The sequence below is a fragment of the Parabacteroides sp. AF17-28 genome, assembly GCF_003479205.1.
GTDB lineage: Bacteria > Bacteroidota > Bacteroidia > Bacteroidales > Tannerellaceae > Parabacteroides > Parabacteroides acidifaciens.
This window is the reverse complement of record NZ_QUGV01000035.1, coordinates 1-340: the sequence shown is the minus strand read 5'-3', so window position 1 is coordinate 340 and position 340 is coordinate 1.

The following is a 340-nucleotide window of genomic DNA, read 5'->3' as shown; positions in this document are numbered from 1 at the left end:
AGCCATTTTTCTATTTCATCCGAAATCTTGATCGATTTTGGATTGACTCTTTTCACGGTTTTAACCGGCTCGGCTGACAACAGAGAAAATGTGGTGCCGAGTCTATGGCGAAAAGTGTACAATTTGATTATCGAAAGATGAAAACGCCGACAATGTGATAAACCTTAACTCCCGGAGAATCGATTATTTGCGAACGAAGGCGGACGGCGTTCCAAATATCCCAAGGAAATTTTAAGGGCTTGTTGCCGTGAGGTGCGCAGAAAATAGCTTTGAAGTAACGCTTCATTGCTCTGAAGGTTGACTTCGTGCTATATGAAGTCCGACTTCAGAGCGATAAAGT